This window comes from Pseudomonas sp. P39-UII1, from assembly GCF_039672635.1.
Lineage (GTDB): Bacteria > Pseudomonadota > Gammaproteobacteria > Pseudomonadales > Pseudomonadaceae > Aquipseudomonas.
Window position 1 is genome coordinate 88,167 of sequence record NZ_JBDFPP010000001.1, and the last position, 21,455, is coordinate 109,621.

Here is a 21,455-nt window from a genome sequence, read left to right on the forward strand (position 1 = left end):
CGGCCCGCCATGCGGGCCACCTGGGCATGTGAGGGGACCGGGACTGGGTCAGACCGGGTCGTTGCGGCGCAGCAGCTCTTCCGGCAGGTGCTCGATGTACTCGTCTTCGGCCGGTGGCATCTGCAGGTGGTAGCCCTGGTTTTCCAGGTTATCCAGCACCTTGGCGATGTCTTCGCGGGCCAGCGTGCGCTCGGGGGTCAACACCAGGTCGAAGGCGTGCACGGGCTTGCCGAAGAACGGCAGCAACGCCTCGGGCACCCGCTCCAGGCCGTCGGCCTTGAGCACGTAGAGGTACATTTCGTTCTTGCGGGGGCTCTTGTAGATCGAGCAGATACGTTTCATCGGGTTTCTCCGGCGCCTGCCAGGTCATCCAGCAGGGCCTGGCCCATCCGCTCACGGCGCCAGCCGCGCAGCGAATCGGGCAATTGATAGGGGCCATTGGGGTAGCCACTTTTCAGCAGCGCTTCCAGGGCTTTCTTGCGCAGCATCAGCTCTGGGGCGATGCCAAGGCGTTCGCCTTCGGCCTGGCCGATGGCGCGCAGGCGCTTGAGGATACCGGCGGCTTCGATCGGCAGCGGCTCGGGCAGCGTGGCCGGCCATTGCTCAGCCGGCTGGCTGGCAGCGCGCTTGATCAGCTCGATCAGCACGGCGCCGTCCTGACGAATGGTGCGCGGGTGCATTTCTTCGATCTTGGCCAGCGCCGCCAGGTTGTCCGGCTGGCTCTTGGCCATTGGCCACAGCGAGTGTTCCTTGAGGATGCGGTTGCGCGGTACGTCGCGGCTGCGTGCCTCACGCTCGCGCCAGGCGCACAGCTCGCGCAGCACCGCCAGCTGCTGGCGGCCCAGCTTCCAGGCCAGCTTGACGTCGCGGTACAGGGTTTGCGGGTCGACTTCACGGCGCAGCGCCGCGACCAGTTCGGCGCCGTCTTCCAGCACCCAGGCGTACTTGTCGTCGGACAGGCGTGGGCGCAGAGCCGAGAACAGCTCGGCCAGGTGCACGGCGTCTTCGGCGGCGTAGCTGACCTGGGTGTCCGACAGCGGGCGCTGCAGCCAGTCGGAGCGGGTCTCGCCCTTGGGCAGCTCCAGGCCCAGCACTTCCTGCACCAGGCGCGAATAGCCCATGGAGAAGCCCAGGTTCAGGTAGCCGGCAGCCAGCTGCGTATCGAACAGCGGCTGCGGCAGCTTGCCAGTCAGGCGCAACAGCACCTCGAGGTCTTCGCTGCAGGCGTGCAGCACCTTGACCACGCCGGCGTCTTCGAGCAGTTGGCCCAAAGGCTGCCAATTGCCGATCAGCAGCGGGTCGATCAGGAAAGCCCGCTCGCCGTCGCCGATCTGGATCAGGCCGGCTTTCGGGTAGAAGGTGTCGACCCGCATGAACTCGGTATCCAGCGCCACAAAGGGCAATTGGCGCCACTTCTGGCAGAGTTCGGCCAGGGTCTGGTCGTCACGGATCCAGTGTATTTCGATGGCCACGAGGCTCTCCCACAAACATTGGCGCGCAGTATATACGGCGCGGGCACTGCGGGTGAAACCTGGCGACCGCCGCGCCTGCAAGGATATTGAAAAGCGTAATCGATCAGCGCTTGGCCGCCAGCCATGGGCGGCAACTGGCGAACATGTCCAGCGACTGCTGGTAGACCTGGGTGTGCACCTGCAGCAGGCCCAGCATGGAGTGGAACAGGTTGTCCTGCGACAGCGGCGCATCGCTGAGCCTGGCCAGGCAGTCGGTGTCCAGGCCGAAGTCTTCCTTGTAGCTGTCGGAGAACCAGGTCAGCAGCGGCACGTGTTTCTGCTGCTCCGGGGCAATGGGGTATGGGGTACCGTGCAGGAACAGGTTGTACTCGCCCAACGACTCACCGTGGTCGGAGAGGTAGATCATCGCCGTATCGACCTTGCCTTGCTTGCTGCGCAGGGTGTCGATCAACGCCGCCAGCACCTTGTCGGTATAGGCCAGCGTGTTGTCGTAGCCATTGATGATGTCCTGTTCGCTGCACTGGTCCAGCGCGTTGCTCAGGCACACCGGGGTGAAGCGCTCACTGCCATGGGGGTAGCGCTTGAAATACTCGGGGCCGTGGCTGCCCATCTGATGCAGCACCAGCACGGTGTCCTTGTCGAGGTTGTCGATCAGCTCGCCCAGGCCCTGCAAGAGGATCTCGTCGTGGCACTCGCCATTGGCGCACAGCGCCGGGTCCTTGAGGTTGCTGACATCGAGAAATTGCACCCGGTCGCAGGTGCCCTTGCAGCCCGACTGGTTGTCGCGCCATTGCACCGCCAGGCCGGCACGCTGAAGAATGTCCAGCAGCCCCTCGCGGTTCTTCGCCACACGGGCGTCGTAGTCCTTGCGCGGCATGCCCGAGAACATGCAGGGCACCGAGACTGCAGTTTCAGTACCGCAAGAATGCACATCGGAGAACGCCAGCAAGCCTTGCTCCCTGGCCAGATTGGGTGTGGTATCACGGCCATAGCCCAGCACACCGAAATGGTCTGCCCGTGCACTTTCACCGACCACCAGCACGGTCAGCGACTTGCGTTCGTGGTGCTGCCAGGCGGGGTCACGCTTGGCATCGGTGCCGTAACTCTGGAAGGGCCGGGCCGCCGTACCGACACGCTCGCTGACATAACCAATGGAGGCGCCGACGATGTTGCTGGGGGTGAGCATCAGGCGCAGTTCGTGGTGGTTGCGAAACAGTGACGACAGCCCCTGGTAGTTCACCAGTGCTACCGAGCCCAATGCCACCACGCAGGCGCCGCTGACCACCAGTTTGCCAAGCACCTCTCGGTGCCAGGCACGGTAGGCAATGGGGGCTTTCCACAGCAATACAGACGGTAATACACCAAGCAGCAATATATAGGCGGCAAACTTCAGCGAAAGCAGATCACGCACTTCCGTCACATTGGTTTCAGCCATATTGCGAAACATACCGGCGTCAATAAGTACGCCGTATTGATTCATGAAATAGGCCACGCCTGCGCCGCTCATGAATAACACGATCAACACCGGTTTCAACACATAGCGAAAGGCACACAGCGTCAGCACCAGGTTGAACGCGAACAACATCAATGCCGCAAACGCCAGGCTCAGCCACAACCCGGGCAAACCGCTGGGTACCACCTGCTGCAGGTGCTCCCAGAGAAACACGTTGAAGCCAATCAGCAGGTACACGCTGGCCAGCAGCGTGACCCATTCGGTCCGCAGCGATTTGAAGTTGGTCATGGGTGTTCTTGATCCAGAGTGGTTATTACCCCCGGCACGCACGGCACCGTGGGAAAGTTGCCGCAACTCTAGAAAGCACACCATCAATTTTTTGTGAAAAAGACGCCAACGAATTAGTCAACAGGCGTCTTCATACCGATTGATTCAATTTCGTTCAGCGGCCATTCAGCCGGGAAGACGAAGCTTGGCGTAAGGCTCGCGGTCAATATCCTGCACCTCGACACACAACTGAAGGTCCAGCCCCTGTTGCTCTGCAAGGGTTTCACGCAACACCGCAAGCAAGCTGGCCGACAACTGCTGCTTCACCTCGGGCGAGCGCCCGCTGAGGATGGCCAGGCGCACATGGGCAAACGCCCGCTCACCCAGCCCGGTGCCGACCCGGTAATGGCTGAACACCTGGGCACGGCTTTTGATGTCCGCCTCGTCAGCGAACTGGCCGCTGCCGAACAGGGCATGGTTCAGGCGCAGCAGCAGCACGTCGACGTTGAGTGCGCGCAGGTTGTCGCTGTATTCCAGGTTCAGGTGAGGCATGGCACAGGTTCCAGGCGTTGGGGAGATCGACAGCCTACCCCAGTCCCCTACCCGCGCAAAGGCGGCTATCCTCAAAGGTCAGGACCTTAACGACAACCCTGACAGAGGTGAAGAAATGCCAGTTCCGCATGATCTGCTCGCTGACTTGCACGTTACCGCTGATGCATTCCAGGCACTGATAGACAAGGACCACACGCTGCATGCGTTGCACAAGGAATACAACGCCAAAGACAAGGAGGTGGTCGCCGCCGAGGGCAACGGCACCAACGATGACGCCGTCAACCGCCTGCGCAAGGAGCGCCTGCTGATCAAGGACAAGATCGAGCGAATTATTCATCCGCCGAAATCCTGATGGGTTTCTGCTGACACGACCGGCCTCTTCGCGGGGCAAGTCGGATCGCCGCACCGCCGCTCCCACAGGCATGTCACACGTCTCGAAGACTGTGCTGATCTTGTGGGAGCGGCGGTGCGGCGATCCGACTTGCCCCGCGAAGAGGCCTGCAGCATTTACACCGCAGCCGAAGCCTTCAGCGCTGCATCCAGATCCTCGATCAGATCGCGGTAATCCTCGATCCCGATCGACAGCCGCAGCAAGCTTTCACTGATCCCCATCACACCCTTCTGCTCAGGGCTCAGGGAGTTGTGCGACATGCTCCAGGAGTGGTTGATCATGCTCTCCACGCCCCCCAGCGAATCGGCCAGCACGAAGATCCGCAAGGCTTCGACCAGGCGGTTGAGCGCTGCACGGTCGCCACCCTTGATTTTCATCGCCACCACTGCCCCGCCCGCCCTCATCTGACGCTTGCACAAGGCATGCTGCGGGTGGCTTTCCAGCCCTGGGTAATACACCTGCTCGACCTGCGGGTGGCGTTCGAGAAAACGCGCCACCTGCAGGGCATTGGCGCACTGGCGCTCCATGCGCACGTCGAGGGTCTTGAGGCCGCGCAGGGCCAGGTAGCAGTCGAACGGCCCCTGGATGGCGCCAATGGCCATGCTGATTTTGCGCAGGCGTGCCAGCAACGCGTCGTTGGCGGCCACCACCACGCCGCCAGTCAGGTCCGAATGGCCGCCGATGTACTTGCTGGCCGAGTGCATCACCAGGTCCACCCCGAGGGTGATCGGCCGCTGGTTCCAGGGCGAACAGAAGGTGTTGTCGATGCAAGTGAGAATACCGCGCGCCCGCGCCAGGTCGCAGACCGCCTTGATGTCGACCAGGTGCAGCAACGGGTTGGTCGGCGACTCGATCCAGATCAGCTGGGTTTCAGGTTTGATCGCTGCAGCCACGGCCTCGACATCATTGAGGTCGACATAGGTCGTGGTCAGGCCCGAAGTGTGCGCGCGATAGTCTTCGAGGATACGGAACGTACCGCCGTAGACCCCGTTCATCACCACTACGTGGGCGTCCTTGGGCAGCAACTCCAGCACCGTGGCGGTGGCGTTGACACCTGAGGCACAGGCTACCGCGCCGACACCTTCTTCCAGCGCCGCGACGCAGCTTTCATACGCATGCCGGGTGGGGTTGCCGACGCGGCTGTAGGCGTACTCCGGGTTGTCGTCGAGGCTGCGCTTGGTGTACGAGCTAGCCGTGTAGATCGGCGGAAAGATCGCGTTGTCGGCGACGCTGAACTGCTCGCCGGCGTGGATGGTACGGGTGGCGAAATTGCGCGGCTTGTCGGACATGGTCGGGCCCATTGGCAGATGTAAGTGCGCAACTATCGCACAATCCCGAGGGACGACAACGCCTGTGCTTGCAGGAATTTTTTCTATTGTTGGAGTAATCTGGGGAATATTTTTCTGACCGGCCTGTAACCGATATGGACAGCTTCGACCAGCACATCCTCACCCTGCTCCAGCGCGACGCGTCGATCTCGCTGAAAGACCTGGCCGAGGCCGTCAACCTGTCTACCACACCCTGCTGGAAGCGGGTCAAGCGCCTGGAAGAAGACGGCTACATCCTCGGCCGCGTCGCCCTGCTCGACCCCGAGCGCCTGGGCTTGGGGCTGACGGTGTTCGTCCAGCTCAAGACCCAGTGCCACGACAGTGCCTGGCTGGAACGGTTTGCCACGACGGTGAAGGGCTTCGAGGAGGTGATGGAGTTCTATCGTATGTCGGGGGATTGGGACTACATGCTGCGGGTGGTGGTGGGTGACATTGCGGCCTACGACCGCTTCTACAAGAAGCTGATTACCAGCACCGACGGGCTCTCCAATATCACCTCCAGTTTTGCCATGGAGCAGATGAAGTACACCACGGCTTATCCGGTGCACAGAAGCTGATTCGGGCTGCCTGTGCTGGCCTCATCGCCGGCAAGCCGGCTCCCACAGGTATGGCACAGGTCTTGAGGGTTGCATCAATCCTGCAGGAGCGGGCTTGCCCGCGAGGAGCCAGCACAGGCAACCGATCAATCCGCCGCCAGCACCGCCTCGATCCGATTTCCGGCCCTGGCCTTCTCCAACCGAATCGCCACGAACTTCGACGTCGGCGTGTAAGTCCCCTCGCCATAGCTCTCCAGCGGCACCAGCGGGTTGGTCTCCGGGTAGTAAGCCGCTGCCTGCCCATCCGGTATGTCATACGGCACCAGACGGAACCCCGACACCCGCCGCTCCACACCGTCCTCCCACAGCGACACCAGGTCTACATGCTCGCCCGGCTCGAAGCCCAGCCGACGGATATCCGCCTCGCTGACAAACACCACCTCTCGCAACCCGAATACCCCGCGGTAACGGTCATCAAGCCCGTACAGGGTGGTGTTGTACTGGTCGTGCGAGCGCATGGTCTGCAGGATCAGGTCCGGCTTGTCGCCCCGTGCCAGCACCTTGGCGTTGACCAGTTGCTCGGGCAACTGGCTGGCACTGAAACGTGCCTTGCCGGTGGCAGTGCGCCAGTTGCGCTCGGCAGCGCTGTTGCCCAGGTGGAAGCCGCCCGGGTGCTGCAGGCGCTCATTGAAGTTGGCGAAGCCCGGAATGACATCGGCGATCATGCTGCGAATACGGCTGTAGTCGGCCACGGCGTATTCCCAGTCGATAGGCTGGTTACCCAGGGTGGCCTTGGCCATGCCGGCGACGATCCACGGCTCCGAACGCATGTGCGGCGAGCGCGGGCGCAGCTGGCCGTGGGAGATGTGCACCATGCTGAAGGTATCTTCCACGGTTACGCCTTGCGGCCCTTCGGCCTGCAGGTCGATTTCGGTACGGCCCAGGCACGGCAGAATCAGCGCATCGCGCCCAGTGACCAGGTGCGAGCGGTTGAGCTTGGTGGAAATCTGCACGGTCAGCGCGCAGTTGCGCAGCGCCGCGTGGGTACGGGGGGTGTCCGGGGTGGCCTGGGCGAAGTTGCCGCCCAGGGCGATGAACACTTTGGCACGCTGCTCTTCCATGGCCTGGATCGCCAGCACCGCGTTGTGCCCATGAGCACGCGGCACGCGGAAGTGGAAGCGTTTTTCCAGCGCGTCGAGCAGCGCCGCCTTGGGCTTTTCGTCGATGCCCATGGTGCGGTCGCCTTGCACGTTGCTGTGGCCGCGGACCGGCGACAGGCCGGCGCCGGGCTTGCCGACGTTGCCGCGCAGCAGCTGCAGGTTGACGATTTCCTGCACGGTCGGCACCGAGTGGCGGTGCTGGGTGACGCCCATGGCCCAGCACATGATCACCCGCTCGGCCTTGCGGTACATGCGCGCCGCCAGCTCGATCTCGGCCAGGGTCAGCCCGGACTGCTCGACGATGTGCTCCCACGAAGTGGCATCCACCGCCGCCAGGTAATCATCGACGCCGCTGGTCTGCTCGGCGATGAATGCGTGGTCGAACACCGCAGGCTCACCCTTGGCCTGGGCTTCGCGTTCCCACTGCAGCAGGTACTTGGCGATGCCGCGCATGGCCGCCATGTCGCCGCCCAAGGCCGGGCGGAAATAGGCGCTGGTAGTCGGCTCGGAGCCGTTGCTGAGCATCTCGAACGGGTGCTGAGGGTGCTGGAAGCGCTCCAGGCCACGCTCCTTGAGCGGGTTGAAGCACACCACCTGGGCGCCGCGCTTGACCGCTTCGCGCAGCGGTTCGAGCATGCGCGGGTGGTTGGTGCCGGGGTTCTGGCCGATGACGAAGATCGCGTCGGCCAACTCCAGGTCATGGAACACCACCGTGCCCTTGCCCACCCCGAGGGTTTCCGACATGCCCACGCCGCTGGCCTCGTGGCACATGTTCGAGCAGTCGGGGAAGTTGTTGGTGCCATAGGCGCGAACGAACAGCTGGTAGAGGAACGCCGCTTCGTTGCTGGCCCGGCCCGAGGTGTAGAATTCGGCCTGATCGGGCGATTCGAGCGCCCGCAGGTGCTTGGCGACCAGGGCGAAGGCCTCTTCCCAGGACGTTTCGACGTAGTGGTCGGTGGCCGCGTCATAGCGCATCGGGTGAGTCAGCCGGCCCTGGAACTCGAGCCAGTAGTCGGTCTGCTCGGCCAAGGCACTGACGCTGTATTTTGCAAAGAACGCCGGGTCGACGGAGCGGCCGGTGGCTTCCCAGTTGACCGCCTTGGCGCCGTTTTCGCAGAACTTCACCATGTCGCTTTCCGGCGACTCGCCCCAGGCGCAGCCCGGGCAGTCAAACCCGCCGTTCTGGTTGGTCTTGAGCATGGCCCGCAGGTTCTTGAAGGCATTGTCGCTGCCCAGCCAGCTCTTGGTCACGCTCTTCAGCGCGCCCCAGCCGGCGGCCGGCCCCTTGTAGTCCCTGATGTGTTCGTCCTGGCTCATGCGGTCAATCCTCACGCGGGCATCGAAAAGGTGCAGCGGATCGTGTCGTCCGGTGCTTGTTTCCAGCCTAGGGATGCCGGCATAGGGCCGTCCAATCGAAATGTCTTACGGGGTGATAGGCCGTTTCGATGACGGATCGGACAGGCGCTGCAGCCCCTTTGAATACGCGGCCTGCAGCTGTGATAGAGGAGATCGATCAAGCAGTCGGGGAAAGCAATTTGACGGGGCGCACCGCAGGTTATAGCTTGGTCCTGAAACCCCTCCCCTGCCGAGCGCGAACGTGGAACAGAACAGCCGGGCCCTGATCGACGGCTTCAATCGGAAAATCGACTACCTGCGGATGTCGGTCACGGACCGCTGCGACTTCCGTTGCGTCTATTGCATGGCCGAAGACATGCAGTTCCTGCCGCGCCAGCAAATTCTCAGCCTCGAAGAGCTGTTCCAGGTAGCCGAGCGTTTCGTTGCCCTGGGCACCCGCAAGATCCGCCTGACCGGTGGCGAGCCCTTGGTGCGCCAGGGCATCGTCGACTTGTGCGGGCGCATCGCTGCCCTGCCCGGCCTGCGCGAACTGTGCATGACCAGCAACGGCTCGCAACTCGGTCGCCTGGCCCAGCCCCTGTTCGACGCCGGGCTGTCACGCCTGAACATCAGCCTGGACAGCCTGGATACCGAGCGTTTCAAGCAACTGACCCGCACCGGCGACCTCACCCAGGTGATCGCCGGCATCGACGCGGCGCGTCGCGCGGGCTTTCAGCGTATCAAGCTCAACTGCGTGGTGCTCAAGGGGCGTAACGATCACGAACTGGTCGACTTGGTGCGCTTCGCCATCGACCGCGAGCTGGACATCACCTTCATCGAAGAAATGCCGCTGGGCGTGATCAGCGAGCATGAGCGCGGCGAGTCGTTCTGCTCCAGCGACGAGGTCCGCGCGCGCCTGGCCGAGCAGTTCACCCTGGTCGAATCGACCGAATCGTCCCAGGGCCCGGCCCGTTACTGGCGCCTGGCCGAAGCGGCCAGTACCCGCGTCGGCTTCATCTCGCCGCACAGCCACAACTTCTGCGCCACCTGCAACCGCGTGCGCCTGACCGTCGAAGGCCGGCTGCTGCTGTGCCTGGGCAACGAACACTCGATGGACCTCAAGCAGGTGCTGCGCGGCCATCCAGGCGATGCCGAGCGGCTGGAAAAAGCCATCCGCGACTCGCTGCACCTCAAGCCCTACCGCCACCACTTCGAAGTGGGTGGCGATGTGCAGATCCTGCGTTTCATGAACATGACCGGCGGCTGATCGGCTGCCTCAGGATTTCCATGATCGTCCACTCCCGCCCTGATGTGCTGCGCGTGCTGTTCACCCTCAAGGGTTCAATCGTCAAGCGCATTGCCTTGCGCTGCCTGATGGTCACCTTGCTGGCCGCGCTGATTGTGCTGGTCGAGCACCACTACCCAGCGTTTTTCTACCCGGTCAGCGCCACACCCTTCACCTTGCTCGGCCTGTCGCTGTCGATCTTCATGAGCTTTCGCAACAACGCCTGCTACGACCGCTGGTGGGAGGGGCGCAAGGCCTGGGGCAAGTTGATCATCGAGACCCGCTCGTTCGTGCGTGAGAGCGTGGTGATTGCCGATGAAACCGTGCGTGCCGAGCTGCTGCGCAGCCTGTGCGGGTTTGCCCATGCGCTGAATGCACGGCTGCGCAACGAGGATGATGTGGCTGCCGCCCGACCGTGGCTGGTCAACGCCGCTACGGTCAGCCCGCACAATGTCTGTGACGGTATCCTGCAGGCCATCGGCGCGCGCTGCTCACGCCTGGCCGAGCAGCAACAGATCAGCGACTGGCGCTACAGCCTGCTGGAGCAACGCCTGGTCGGGCTGTCGGAGGTCCAGGCCACCTGCGAGCGCATCAAAGGCACACCTTTGCCGTTCCCCTATACCTTGCTGCTGCACCGCACCATCTACATCTTCTGCCTGCTGTTGCCCTTTGCGCTGGCCGAGCCGCTGGGCTGGCTGGCGCCGCTGTTCACCACCATCGTCGGGTACACCTTCTTCGGCCTGGATGCGATCGGCAACGAGCTGGAAGACCCGTTCGGGCGGGACGAAAACGATCTGCCGACCGATGCCATGGTACGCACGGTCGAGCGCGATGTGCTGGGGGCGTTGGGGGTGCAGCCATTGCCCCCGGCGTTGCAGCCGGTGGAGCATGTGCTGAGCTGAACCATTGATGTTGGCAACGCTGGCCTCTTCGCGGGGCAAGCCCGCTCCCACAGAAAACCTCGGATCCACCACCTGCCTCCGTGGAAGCGGGCTTGCCCCGCGAAGAGGCCGGTACAGATCACCCGCGGCTTTCGCAGGCTTCGATGGGTTTGAGGTGTTTGACGAAGTTGCACGGCTGGTGCCGCGCATCCAGCTGCTCCGCCAGGATGCCTTCCCATGCCGTGCGACAGGCGCCGGTCGAGCCCGGCAGGCAGCACACCAGGGTGCCATTGGCCATACCGGCCAGCGCCCGGCTTTGCACGGTGGAGGTGCCGATATCGAGAATCGACAGCGCGCGGAACAGCTCGCCGAAACCGTCGATACGCCGGTCGAACAGGCATTGCACCGCTTCCGGAGTGCTGTCGCGCCCGGTAAAGCCGGTGCCGCCCGTGATCAGTACCACCTGCACCTGCTCATCGGCAATCCAGGTGGCAACCTGGGCGCGGATCTTGTACAGGTCGTCCTTGAGCAGCGCGCGTGCGACCAGGCGGTGGCCAATCTGCACCGAGCGGCTGGCCAGCAGCTCGCCGGAGGTATCGTTGTCGTAGGTGCGGGTGTCGCTGACCGTCAGTACGGCGATGTTGAGCGGTACGAAGACCGCGTCGGGTTTGACGCGCACGGTGTGGCTCCTTGAGTGGCAGTAGCGCCACGCTAAAGGGCATGGCACCGCAGCGTCCAATCGATATGGCGTACCGCCCGATCAATGACATCTATCGCTGACTTGGTTAAGGTCAGCATAACCAGACGCCAGGTTTTCCCATGGACATCAAGCAGCTCAAGTTCCTCATCGCCCTCGACCAGACCCGCCACTTCGGCCAGGCCGCAGCGCTGTGCCACATCACCCAACCGACGCTGTCCATGCGCCTGCGCAACCTGGAGGACGAACTGGACCTGGTGCTGGTCAAGCGCGGCCAGCGCTTCGAGGGCTTTACCGAGGCTGGCGAACGTATCCTGGCCTGGGCCCGCACACTGCTCGCCGCCCACGATGGCCTGCAGGCCGAAGCCGCCAGCTGCCGTGGCCAGGTGGTCGGCAGCCTGCGCCTGGGTACCGTGCCGCTGGCCAGTTTCAACCCCATGCAACTGCTGCTGCCGCTGCGCGAAAAATACCCCGAGTTGCAGTTTCAGCTCAGCTCGCACAGCACCGAGCAGATCATGGATGGCCTGAGCCGCAACCAGCTCGACCTGGGCATCTGCTACCTGGACCAGGTCAATGCCAACTTCTTCGAAGTGATCGAACTGGGCACCACCACCATGGGCCTGCTGCACGATACCCGGCATTTTCAGTTCGCGGCGGGCACCCTGACCTGGGAGGACCTCGCCAGGATCCCCCTGGGGCTGCTGAGCAAAGGCATGCACTACCGCCAGTCGCTGGACTTGAGCTTTCGCAGCCGCAGCCTGGAACCCAACGCCGTGCTGGAAAGCGACTCCAGCTTCCAGCTGGTCCAGGCCATCAACACCGGCGTGTGCTGCGCAATCATGCCGCTCGATTGCGGCCTGGAAGACTTGAGCGACCACATGCGCATCATCCCCATCGCCGACGCCAGCATCCACAGCCCGGTCGGCCTGCTGCTGCGCCGCAGCGAGCCACGTTCGGCGATTGCCGAGCAGTGTTTTGACGAGGCACGTGTTTTGTTCGCTACAACGTGATTCCGGAACAACCACAGAAACTTCCTACAGCACACTAGGAAGTTTCTGCAGCGACACGCCTCTCTTACGGCTTTTATCCTGTCGGAAAGGGCAGGCAGCCGTTCAACGCTTACTTGGCGGATGACAAACTGGATATCGTCTGCTCGTTCTTCATGGACCCTGCTTACACCTCGCACGTGGAAAAAGGCCTGAAAGAGCAACGTTCAATCCTGGCCGGCTTCGCCCTGATCTGCATGGTCGGGATGATCCTGGCAGTGCTGAAATTGGCGCGAATGGAGAGGGCCAGCGCGCTTTACCAGCAGTGGCAGCGTCGCCTGGCAGCAACAAGCGCCAACCCTGCTGGCGCGCCGTCGCCTGGCGCTACTGCCGGGGCGTGAACCTCGCGCGGGCGCACTCGCCACCGGCACTGCATTCAAGGATGCTGCGGATCATGCCCCAATGACTGCAGAAACAGCGAAAACAGCTCCGGCTGTGACGAAATGTCGAGCTTGGTGTACAGATGCCGCCGGTGCACCTTGATCGTCTCCGGTGAAATCCGCAGCCGCTCGGCCATGGCCTTTGATGAGAACCCTCGCAGGATCAGCCGGGCAATCTCCAGCTCACGCTCGGACAACACCCCCGCGCCGAACTGGCTGAGCGCATCGCGCACCTGCTCGGCGACCGGCTCGTCCTGCCCCAGTGCGCGCTTGCGGCCAGCCTGCCAATGCTGGTGCATCAGCGCCAGCACCCATGGGCAAAGCATCGCCAGCAGGCCGTATTGCTCGGCGTCGAACGCCCCCCCCCTGCCCAGCGACAAGGTCAGGGCGCCCTCCCCGGCAAGCTGCAGAATGAACTGCACCTCGTCTTCCAGCACGTGGGCCTGGAACCAGCTGATGTAGTACTCGCTTTGGTGGAACTGGTCCGGCGCCACCTCATCCAGCCGGTGCAGGCCACTGCTCACGCCGTCCTGGCAGGCCAGGTAGAACGGGTCGAGCTGGTACAACCCGCTCAAGTACAGCGACATTGCCGCCGGGCCTGCCTGCCGCCCGGCGTCGTGCTCCTCCTGCACCACCGGTGTGCCGCTCAGGGGGTAGAACGCCGCCAGGGCGTTGTCGAACGGCAGCCAGCGGTGCAGCAGCAAAATCAGCTGCTTCCAGAAGCGCGGCTGGCCAATCTGTTCGATGGTACGGCCAAGGTTGGCATGCATGCCGACTTCATGAAAAACGTTGTGCATCGTGTCGGCTCCCCTGAACGCTGATGCGATTTCCCTCCTTTGCAACGCCCGCGTCAAGGGGCGTAACCCCAAAGGGTAATTGGCCGGCAACCGGCCCAAGCCTAGATTGCAACCCACGCAGCGCCCCGTCGAGAGGGCGCCCCCTTCTTTCGTTACTGCCTCAACCCCCAATAACAATTCGAGGAAAACGACATGCACGACAGTGCGCTCAAGCCCAGCCTGGGTATGCTCGACGTGGTCGCGATCACGGTATCGGCCGTCACCCCGGCCAGTTCCGTGTTCGTCATTGCGCCCTTCGCCATTGCCCAGGCCGGCAGTGGTGCCTTCCTGGCGTTTGTATTGGCCGGCTTGCTGGCATTGATGTTCGCCTGGTGCTATGCCGAGCTGGGCCGCGCCCACAGCTCGGCAGGCGGTGAATACGTGTATGCCAAGCGGGTGTTCGGCGGCATGGCCGGCTACGCGACCTTTCTCACCGTGCTGGTTTCGCTGCTGTTCATCCCGCCAGTGCTTGCTACCGGCGCCGCCACCTACCTGAACAACGCACTGGGCACCGCGTTCGATACCCAGGCCGTGGCCCTGGCGATCGTCGCCGGCAGTTATGCCCTGGGCATCCTCAACATCCGCCTCAACGCCTGGGTCACCGGTGTGTTCCTGCTGTGCGAAGTGGCCGCGGTGCTGGTGATCGTGGTGTTGGGGCTGGGCAACGTCAGCCAGCCGCTGAGCGTGCTGGTCACGCCCCTGCACATCGACCACGGCCTGCTCGCCGCCGCCCCCTGGGCACTGGTGTTCGCCTCGATCGGTACCGCGCTGTTCGCCTACAACGGCTTCGGCGCCGCCGTGGTGCTGGCCGAGGACATGAAAGACGGCGGCCGCAGCACCCATCGCGCGGTGCTGTGGTCGCTGGCCCTGGTGGTGGCGATCGAGCTGGTACCCATCTGCGCCCTGCTGCTGGGCGCGCCCTCCCTGCAGGCCATGCTCGCCAGCCCCGACCCGATCGGCTATCTGCTCAATGCGCATGGCAACCCGACGCTGTCGCGGCTGGTCAGCGCGGGCATTTTCCTCTCGGTGTTCAATGCCATCATCGCCATCGTCATCCAGTCGGGGCGGGTGATCTTCAGCAGTGGCCGCGACCAGCTGTGGACGGCGTCGCTCAACCGCCTGTTCACGCGCATCCACCCACGCTGGGGTTCGCCTTGGCTGGCCACCCTGCTGCTGGCGATACCCTCCGCCGCGCTGAGCTTCAGCTCCAACCTCGAAGAGATGACCTCGTTCACCGTGCTGTTGCTGCTGATGGTCTACCTGGCGGTTGCCCTGTGCGGGTTGTTCAGCCGCGTGCTGCGTAGCGACCGCGAGCACCCGTACCGCATGCCGCTGTGGCCACTGCCAGCGCTGGTGGCGGTGGTCGGTGCGGGCTACCTGCTGCTCAGCGGTCTGCTGGGTGCGCCGCTTCGCGACATCCTCATCATTCTCGTGCTGCTCGTCGTTTCGGTGATCCTTTACAGCACTTACGGCAAGTTCAGCCCAGCCTTCCAGAAACTCTGACTTACAGGAATTCCTATGCGCGCTCGTCAACTTGGCATCACCCTGGGCCTTGGCCAACCCGGAGCATTCAACGCGATCACCGATGTCCCCGGTGTACGTGTCGGCCACAGCACGTTGCTTGCCGAAGGTAGTGGCAAGCAGGTACGCACCGGCGTGACGGTGGTGCAGCCGCGGCCGGCAGAGGCGCGCCTGGCGCCCTGCTTTGCTGGCGTCCATGTGCTGAACGGCAACGGCGATGCCACCGGCCTTGAATGGATCCGCGAAGCGGGCCTGCTGACCACGCCGATCGCCATCACCAACACCCACAGCGTCGGCGTGGTGCGCGATGCGCTGATCGCTGCCGAGCGCGACAGCCTGGCCGACCCGTCGGTGTACTGGTGCATGCCGGTGGTGCTGGAAACCTACGATGGCCTGCTCAACGACATCTGGGGGCAGCACGTTGGGCCTGCGCAGGTGACCGAAGCGCTCGCTCGCGCAGAGCCCGGCCCGGTCGCCGAGGGCGCGGTGGGCGGCGGCACCGGCATGATTTGCCATGAGTTCAAAGGGGGCATTGGCAGCGCCTCCCGGTGCCTGACGCCCGATCAGGGTGGCTGGACGGTGGGTGTGCTGGTGCAGGCCAACCATGGTCAGCGCCGTGAACTGCGGGTCGATGGTTACCCTGTCGGCCGGGTGCTGGGCGACATCCCCTCACCGTTTGCCGAACGTGGTGAGCCGGGCATGGGCTCGATCGTGGTGATCATCGCGACCGATGCGCCGCTGCTGCCACACCAGTGTCAGCGCCTGGCCCAACGGGCATCGATCGGCATTGCCCGCACCGGGGGCGGTACCGAGGATGCCAGCGGTGATCTGTTCGTCGCCTTCTCGACTGCCGAGCAGCAACTGCCACCGGCGGCCTATGGACGTAAGGGCGTGCCGTTCAGCCAGGCGGTGCAGATGCTCAACAACGACCACATCACACCGCTGTTCATGGCCGCGGCCGAGGCGGTGGAGGAAGCGATCGTGAATGCGATGCTGGCTGGGGAGGATATGTACACCGCCGATGGGGTGCTGGTGCCGGGGTTGGCTGGGGAGCGGTTGCTGGCGGCGTTGGCTGAGGTGGGGTGGCGCAAGTGAAGCGCGGTGGCCTGTTGCGCGGGCAAACCCGCCCCCACCGCCCGACGCAAACGCGGTGGTAGGAGCGGGCTTGCCCGCGATGAGGCCCGTGCAGGCTACTGCTGAATCAGCAACTCAACGATAACGCTCAAGCCAGTGAGCGTAAGGCGCCGGCAAGGTCCAGGCTGCTTTCTCCACGCCCAGCTCCTTGGCCGCGAAGTACGCCCAGTGCGGGTCGGCCAGGTGCGCACGCCCCACCGATACCAGGTCAAGCTGGTTGGCCTTCAGCGCGCCCTCAGCCAGCTGCGGCGTACCAAAGCCCCACGCCGACGTCACCGGCAGGCCCGCTTCACGGCGCACGCGCTCGGCAATCGGCCCCATGAACGCCGGGCCCCACGGAATGTTGGTTTGCGCGATGGTGAAGCCGACGCTGACACTCAGCAGGTCCAGGCCGCCGGCCTTGAACATGCGCGCCAACTCGATGGACTCATCCAGGGTCTGCTCGTCGCGGCCGTCATATTCCAGCACACCAAAGCGCGCAGTCAGCGGCAGGTGCTCCGGCCAGACCTCACGCACGGCCGCCAGGGTTTCCAGCAGGAAGCGGCTACGGTTCTCGAAGCTGCCGCCGTAGGCATCGGTACGCTGGTTGGAGTGCTCGGAGAAGAAGCTCTGGCCCAGGTAACCATGGGCGAAGTGCAGTTCGATCCACTCGAAGCCCGCCTCCCGCGCACGGCGGGCGCCGTCGACGAAGTCCTGCTTCACCCGGGCGATATCAGCCAGGGTCATTTCACGGGGCACTTTCGGCAGGTTGGCACCAAAGGCGATGGCCGACGGGGCGATGGTGCCCCAGCCGCGCGCGTCATCCGCCGCAATATGGTCATCACCTTCCCACGGGCGGTTGGCGCTGGCCTTGCGGCCGGCGTGGGCGATCTGGATGCCCGGCACCGAACCTGCAGCCTTGATTGCCTTTACCACGGGCACGAAGGCCTGGGCGTGGGCGTCGCTCCAGATACCGGCACAGCCGGGGGTGATGCGGCCTTCCGGCGCAACGGCAGTGGCCTCGACCACCAACAGGCCGGCACCGCCGCGGGCCATGCTGGCGTAGTGTACCTGGTGCCAATCGTTGACCATGCCGTCCTCGGCCAGGTACTGGCACATCGGTGGAATGGCGATGCGGTTGCGCAGGGTAATGTCTTTGAGGGTGTAGGGTTCGAACAAGGCGGACATGGAAAACTCCGGGTTCATCTGAATACGATAGTTCGATCATAATCGAACTATGGCAATTAATGAAACCCCCGTTATCATGGCGGCATGCGAGCCTACAAACACCCCAACCCTGAAGACCTGATCCTCGAGCGCCTGCTGTACGCCCTGAGCGACCCGGTGCGCCTGGAGATCGTGCGCCACCTGGCGGGCGTGGCCGAAGCCAGCTGCGGCGAGCTGGACGGCGGCCGGCCGAAGTCGAGCATGTCCCACCATTTCCGCGTATTGCGGGATGCGGGGCTGGTGCATACGCGCAATGTCGGCACCACCCACATGAACTCGCTGCGCAGCGAAATGCTCGACGAACGGTTCCCCGACTTGCTGGCGTGCATTCTGCGTCAGCGGTAATTCAGTGCCGCCCCTGTGGGGGGTGCGCTTGCCCGCGAAGCGGCCGGTCAAGACAAAAAAAAGCCACGAGGTCACCCCCGTGGCTTTTGATCACAACCGTGCCGCTTACAGCGCCATGTCGTTCTCAGGCTTGCTTTCGACCGGCTGGGTGACGCCAGTGGTGGTCCCGACGCTCTGGTCGATCACCGGTGGCTTCTCCAGCTGCAGGACTTCAGCGGTGTAGTTCCACTCTTTCTGGGTGGCAGCTGCCGAATCGTTGAGCTTGGTGCCGTAGCTCGGCACGATCTCTTTGATCTTGGCTTGCCATTCAGGGGTGGCGACTTTCTCTTTGAACACGGTTTCCAGCACGTTCAGCATGATCGGTGCGGCGGTCGAGGCACCTGGCGATGCGCCCAGCAGGCCTGCGATGGTGCGGTCTTGCGAAGCCACGACTTCGGTGCCCAGCTTGAGCACGCCACCCTTGTCTGCATCACGCTTGATGATCTGCACGCGCTGGCCGGCCTGCCACAGTTTCCAGTCTTCTTTCTTGGCGTCCGGGAAGTAGGTGCGCAGCGCTTCGAAGCGGTCGTCATCCGACAGCATCAGCTGGCCAGCGAGGTACTCGACCAGCGGGTACTGCTCGATGCCCACCTTGGTCATTGGCCATACGTTGTGCAGGGTGGTGCTGCTGAGCAGGTCCAGGTACGAACCGTTCTTCAGGAACTTGGTCGAGAAGGTGGCGAATGGCCCGAACAGGATCACGCGCTTGCCGTCCAGCACGCGGGTGTCCAGGTGCGGTACCGACATGGGTGGCGCGCCAGTCGAAGCGATGCCGTAGGCCTTGGCCATGTGCTGCATGGCAATGGTCGGGTTCTCGGTCACCAGGAACGAGCCGCCAACCGGGAAGCCTGCGTATTCCTTGGCTTCAGGAATGCCCGACTTCTGCAGCAGCTTCAGTGCGCCACCGCCTGCACCGATGAACAGGAACTTGGCGTCGGTAGCCGATTCGGTACCGTCCTTCAGGTTCTTGTACTCGACGTGCCAGGAGCCGTCCTTGTTGCGGGTGATGTCCTGAACTTCGCTGGACAGTTGCAGGGTGAACTTGTCCTGGGTCTTCAGGTGGCCGACGAACTGGCGGGTGATCTCGCCGAAGTTGACGTCGGTGCCGATTGGGGTCCAGGTCACCGCCAGCTTCTGGTTCGGGTCGCGGCCTTGCATCATCAGCGGGACCCACTTGGCGATCTGCGCGTGGTCCTCGGAGTACTGCATCGGGCGGAACAGCGGGCTGGCCTGCAGCGCGTCGTAACGCTTCTTCAGGAACTTGATGTTGTCATCGCCCCAGACGAAGCTCATGTGCGGGGTGGTGTTGATGAACGAGTGCGGGTTCTTCAGCACGCCCTGACGGACCTGCCACGACCAGAACTGGCGGGAGATCTGGAAGGCTTCGTTGATCTCGATGGCCTTGGAGATGTTGACGTTGCCGTCTTTGTCTTCCGGGGTGTAGTTCAGCTCGGCCAGCGCGGAGTGGCCGGTGCCGGCGTTGTTCCAGCCGTTGGAGCTTTCTTCGGCGACGCCGTCCAGGCGCTCGACCATTTCCATCGACCAGCTTGGCTCCAGCTCGTGCAGCCACACGGCCAAGGTGGAGCTCATGATGCCGCCGCCGACCAGCAGCACATCGACTTTCTTGGTTTCTGCGGCGTGCGCTTGCATGAAGCTCGCAGCGACAGCCAGACCCAGCAAGGTCTTGCCAGCTTTCTTGAACATTGATCAATTCCAGTCAGTAGAACGAAGGTAGGGCCTGTGGCTGGCCCAGGTGTTTCGTGTTCTTCCGCGCAGGCTTGTTGTGATCATTGTTCAGCGGCTTAAAGAACCAGAAAACGACCCAGGCTTTTGTCGAATTGACCGACAGGGCTGAATCGTTTCGCTGATTGTATATGAATTGCCAGCACAAACAAATTGCGCGAGCCGGCGCAAGGCGGCAGGTTGTCTCATGCCATGTCGCCACTTATTTCACCGATTGCAGTATTCTTCTGCCAGCCCTACTATTGCGATCATTTCTCATTCGCACCCATTCAGTGCCAGCGCCGGATGCCGCCGTGGTTTCGATACCTGAGCCGAACAGCCCGATCCATACCTTGTACCAGAGCCATTCGCGCTGGCTGCTGGGCTTTCTGTATCGGCGCCTTGGCAATCGCCCGGATGCCGCAGACCTGGTGCAGGACACCTTTGTGCGCATCCTGCATCGCCCCCGCCAGTTCGATGGCCACACCGGTGAGCGCTCCTACCTTGCAACCATCGCCCGCGGCCTGTGCATCGACCACTGGCGCCGACAGAAGCTGGAAATGGCCTGGCTTGAACACTTGAGCCTGCAGCCCGCCGCCCTGCAACCTTCCCCCGAACAACGCGCACTGATCATCGAGACCCTGCACGACGTCGACGCCATGTTGCTGCGCCTGCCCGCCAAGGTCAGGCAGGCCTTTCTGATGGCGCAGATCGATGGCCTGGCCTACCGCGATATCGCCGCGCACATAGGCGTCAGCGAACGCATGGTCAAGAAGTACCTGGCCCAGGCGTTCGTGCATTGCGCCATCCTCGAAGCCGAGCTCGACGGCCTGCTGGTGGAATGACGCCATGACGACGCCTGCGCAAAAACTCAGCCACGCCAGCTTGCAGGAAGCCGCCCACTGGTATGTGCAACTGCAGGACGAAAATGTCGGCCCGCAGCTGCGTCAGCAGTGGCAGTGCTGGTTCGACCAGCACGCTGACCACCAGGTTGCCTGGCAATACGTGCAGCGTGTCGGCCAGCGCTTTGCCCCGCTGCAGGCTGAGAGCACGGGCGCGGGCCGGGTGCTGCGCGAACAGGATGCGCAGCGCTTCAGCCGCCGCACAGGGCTCAAGTCACTGCTGGTGCTGGGTGCCAGCTCGCTGCTTGGCTGGCATGCCTGGCGTGGGGCGCCACTGTCGGGGTGGAGTGCAGACCTTGCTACCGGCATCGGCGAAACCCGTGAAACACGCCTGGCTGACGGTAGCCAATTGTGGCTGGCGGCACAGACTGCGGTGGACCTGGACTTTTCTGCACTGGCCCGTGTGCTGCACCTGCGCTTCGGTGAAATCCTCGTGGAAACCGCCCACGAACCACGCCGGCCATTCCTGGTCGATACCGCCCAGGGCCGCATGGAAGCCTTGGGCACGCGTTTCGCGGTGTACCAGCAGGACGAAACCACGCGGCTGGATGTGTATGCCGGCGCGGTTGAGGTGTGCACGGCGCTCAGCGGCGAGCGGTGCATTGTGCAAGCCGGCCAGCAGGTGAATTTTACCGCCCGGGGCATCGGCGCCACGGGCCCGGCACAGAGCGCTGGGGAGTCGTGGATCCACCAGCGCCTCAATGCCGAAGGCATGCCGTTGGCGCAGTTGCTGCAGACCTTGGGCCGCTACCGCCATGGTCATCTGGGCTGGCACCCGGCCGTGGCCCAGCTGTCGGTGATGGGGGCTTTCCCGCTCAACGATAGCGACCGTGCGCTGGCATTGCTGCAAGCGGCGTTGCCTGTTCGCGTGCAAAAACTGACGCCCTGGTGGGTGAGTGTCGAGCCCGCCTGAAGGGCTGGGTGAAAATAATCTTCGGTCGCCGGTTCCCTTTTCCTCGACTCGTTC

21 protein-coding genes are annotated in these 21,455 nt (G+C 63.5%); 11 read left to right on the forward strand and 10 right to left on the reverse strand.

Features of this window, described 5'->3' with window-relative positions; genetic code table 11:
• Window positions 1-48: 48 nt before the first annotated feature.
• From ABEH27_RS00420 to ABEH27_RS00435, 4 genes are all read right to left on the reverse strand, one after another.
• Entirely contained in the window at window positions 49-342 is a 294-nt protein-coding gene (locus ABEH27_RS00420) for a YcgL domain-containing protein (RefSeq protein WP_346611675.1), read from the reverse strand.
• The gene (rnd, locus tag ABEH27_RS00425; RefSeq protein WP_346611676.1) at window positions 339-1,472 is read right to left on the reverse strand and encodes a ribonuclease D; all 1,134 of its coding nucleotides are present in this window, start codon (window positions 1,470-1,472) and stop codon (window positions 339-341) included. Before rnd ends, ABEH27_RS00420 begins: the two co-directional genes overlap by 4 nt.
• Before the next feature lie 103 nt (window positions 1,473-1,575).
• Window positions 1,576-3,213, reverse strand: coding sequence for a phosphoethanolamine--lipid A transferase (locus tag ABEH27_RS00430; RefSeq protein ID WP_346611677.1), 1,638 nt, complete (start codon window positions 3,211-3,213; stop codon window positions 1,576-1,578).
• Between the two features lie 165 nt (window positions 3,214-3,378).
• Window positions 3,379-3,744, reverse strand: a complete 366-nt coding sequence (locus ABEH27_RS00435) for a 5-carboxymethyl-2-hydroxymuconate Delta-isomerase (protein ID WP_346611678.1) — start codon at window positions 3,742-3,744, stop codon at window positions 3,379-3,381.
• 115 nt (window positions 3,745-3,859) lie between these two features.
• On the opposite strand from ABEH27_RS00435, the gene ABEH27_RS00440 reads away from it, so the two are divergent.
• The gene (locus ABEH27_RS00440) at window positions 3,860-4,096 is read left to right on the forward strand and encodes a YdcH family protein (RefSeq protein WP_346612064.1); all 237 of its coding nucleotides are present in this window, start codon (window positions 3,860-3,862) and stop codon (window positions 4,094-4,096) included.
• 155 nt (window positions 4,097-4,251) lie between these two features.
• Here the strand turns inward: ABEH27_RS00440 and ABEH27_RS00445 are convergent, their stop codons facing one another.
• Window positions 4,252-5,436 (reverse strand): aminotransferase class I/II-fold pyridoxal phosphate-dependent enzyme, encoded by a 1,185-nt coding sequence (locus ABEH27_RS00445; RefSeq protein WP_346611679.1) that lies wholly within the window; start codon window positions 5,434-5,436, stop codon window positions 4,252-4,254.
• Between the two features lie 122 nt (window positions 5,437-5,558).
• Between ABEH27_RS00445 and ABEH27_RS00450 the strand changes: the two genes are divergently transcribed.
• On the forward strand, window positions 5,559-6,020 hold the full coding sequence (locus tag ABEH27_RS00450; protein ID WP_346611680.1) for an Lrp/AsnC family transcriptional regulator: 462 nt from the start codon (window positions 5,559-5,561) through the stop codon (window positions 6,018-6,020).
• Between the two features lie 125 nt (window positions 6,021-6,145).
• On the opposite strand, the gene ABEH27_RS00455 is transcribed toward ABEH27_RS00450, so the two are convergent.
• Entirely contained in the window at window positions 6,146-8,476 is a 2,331-nt protein-coding gene (locus tag ABEH27_RS00455) for an FdhF/YdeP family oxidoreductase (RefSeq protein ID WP_346611681.1), read from the reverse strand.
• A 280-nt stretch (window positions 8,477-8,756) separates the two neighbouring features.
• Here ABEH27_RS00455 and moaA point away from each other — a divergent pair, with 280 nt between their 5' ends.
• Complete coding sequence (gene moaA, locus ABEH27_RS00460) at window positions 8,757-9,761, forward strand: GTP 3',8-cyclase MoaA (protein WP_346611682.1); 1,005 nt, start codon at window positions 8,757-8,759, stop codon at window positions 9,759-9,761.
• Window positions 9,762-9,781: 20 nt separating this feature from the next.
• The gene (locus ABEH27_RS00465) at window positions 9,782-10,681 is read left to right on the forward strand and encodes a bestrophin family protein (protein ID WP_346611683.1); all 900 of its coding nucleotides are present in this window, start codon (window positions 9,782-9,784) and stop codon (window positions 10,679-10,681) included.
• A 118-nt stretch (window positions 10,682-10,799) separates the two neighbouring features.
• Here the strand turns inward: ABEH27_RS00465 and moaB are convergent, their stop codons facing one another.
• Window positions 10,800-11,339, reverse strand: coding sequence for a molybdenum cofactor biosynthesis protein B (gene moaB / locus ABEH27_RS00470; RefSeq protein ID WP_346611684.1), 540 nt, complete (start codon window positions 11,337-11,339; stop codon window positions 10,800-10,802).
• Between the two features lie 140 nt (window positions 11,340-11,479).
• Between moaB and ABEH27_RS00475 the strand changes: the two genes are divergently transcribed.
• Both ABEH27_RS00475 and ABEH27_RS00480 read left to right on the forward strand, forming a co-directional pair.
• Window positions 11,480-12,367: a LysR family transcriptional regulator gene (locus ABEH27_RS00475; RefSeq protein WP_346611685.1), complete on the forward strand. Its 888-nt coding sequence runs from the start codon at window positions 11,480-11,482 to the stop codon at window positions 12,365-12,367.
• A 113-nt stretch (window positions 12,368-12,480) separates the two neighbouring features.
• Entirely contained in the window at window positions 12,481-12,744 is a 264-nt protein-coding gene (locus ABEH27_RS00480; protein ID WP_346611686.1) for a DUF6216 family protein, read from the forward strand.
• A gap of 35 nt (window positions 12,745-12,779) precedes the next feature.
• On the opposite strand, the gene ABEH27_RS00485 is transcribed toward ABEH27_RS00480, so the two are convergent.
• Entirely contained in the window at window positions 12,780-13,580 is an 801-nt protein-coding gene (locus ABEH27_RS00485; protein ID WP_346611687.1) for a helix-turn-helix transcriptional regulator, read from the reverse strand.
• A gap of 192 nt (window positions 13,581-13,772) precedes the next feature.
• Between ABEH27_RS00485 and ABEH27_RS00490 the strand changes: the two genes are divergently transcribed.
• Window positions 13,773-15,122, forward strand: a complete 1,350-nt coding sequence (locus ABEH27_RS00490) for an APC family permease (protein WP_346611688.1) — start codon at window positions 13,773-13,775, stop codon at window positions 15,120-15,122.
• A gap of 15 nt (window positions 15,123-15,137) precedes the next feature.
• Window positions 15,138-16,235, forward strand: coding sequence for a P1 family peptidase (locus ABEH27_RS00495; protein ID WP_346611689.1), 1,098 nt, complete (start codon window positions 15,138-15,140; stop codon window positions 16,233-16,235).
• A 114-nt stretch (window positions 16,236-16,349) separates the two neighbouring features.
• Here ABEH27_RS00495 and ABEH27_RS00500 read toward each other — a convergent pair whose 3' ends face one another.
• Window positions 16,350-17,441 carry an NADH:flavin oxidoreductase/NADH oxidase gene (locus tag ABEH27_RS00500; RefSeq protein ID WP_346611690.1) on the reverse strand — a complete coding sequence of 364 codons (1,092 nt, stop codon included), beginning with the start codon at window positions 17,439-17,441 and terminating at the stop codon, window positions 16,350-16,352.
• 84 nt (window positions 17,442-17,525) lie between these two features.
• Between ABEH27_RS00500 and ABEH27_RS00505 the strand changes: the two genes are divergently transcribed.
• Window positions 17,526-17,825: a helix-turn-helix domain-containing protein gene (locus tag ABEH27_RS00505; protein WP_346611691.1), complete on the forward strand. Its 300-nt coding sequence runs from the start codon at window positions 17,526-17,528 to the stop codon at window positions 17,823-17,825.
• A 105-nt stretch (window positions 17,826-17,930) separates the two neighbouring features.
• Here the strand turns inward: ABEH27_RS00505 and mqo are convergent, their stop codons facing one another.
• Complete coding sequence (mqo, locus tag ABEH27_RS00510; RefSeq protein WP_346611692.1) at window positions 17,931-19,568, reverse strand: malate dehydrogenase (quinone); 1,638 nt, start codon at window positions 19,566-19,568, stop codon at window positions 17,931-17,933.
• Window positions 19,569-19,900: 332 nt separating this feature from the next.
• Between mqo and ABEH27_RS00515 the strand changes: the two genes are divergently transcribed.
• Together ABEH27_RS00515 and ABEH27_RS00520 are read left to right on the forward strand one after the other, a co-directional pair.
• Window positions 19,901-20,431 (forward strand): sigma-70 family RNA polymerase sigma factor, encoded by a 531-nt coding sequence (locus tag ABEH27_RS00515; RefSeq protein ID WP_346611693.1) that lies wholly within the window; start codon window positions 19,901-19,903, stop codon window positions 20,429-20,431.
• Window positions 20,432-20,435: 4 nt separating this feature from the next.
• Complete coding sequence (locus ABEH27_RS00520; protein WP_346611694.1) at window positions 20,436-21,401, forward strand: FecR domain-containing protein; 966 nt, start codon at window positions 20,436-20,438, stop codon at window positions 21,399-21,401.
• Window positions 21,402-21,455 lie beyond the last annotated feature (54 nt).